The organism is Lacinutrix cladophorae, from assembly GCF_053604645.1.
Map to the genome: position 1 here is coordinate 1 of NZ_JBSHNR010000021.1, position 283 is coordinate 283.

Here is a 283-nt window from a genome sequence, read left to right on the forward strand (position 1 = left end):
AGGAGTTGAAACAGCAACAACCGATGACGGTTATGAACCAATAACTGCAGAATTAACAGGAGTTGTATTCGAAGATCTTAACGGCGATGGAATACAAGATCCAGGAGAAGAAGGAATAGAAGGAGTAGAAGTTGTAATTACCGATGTGGATGGAACAGTAACCACAGTAACAACAGGAACGGATGGAACATGGTCATTAAACAATGTACCATTAGGAGATGCAGAAGTAGATGTTGATGAAACAACATTACCAGCAGATATTACAGATACTTTAACAACAGGA

The 283-nt window shown here is 39.2% G+C and carries 1 protein-coding gene; it reads left to right on the top strand.

All coding sequences use genetic code 11. The features are described 5' to 3' along the window. Positions 1–283, top strand: a 283-nt coding sequence (locus ACVC3Y_RS00085; protein WP_452225711.1) for an SdrD B-like domain-containing protein, incomplete at both ends; no start/stop codon positions are given.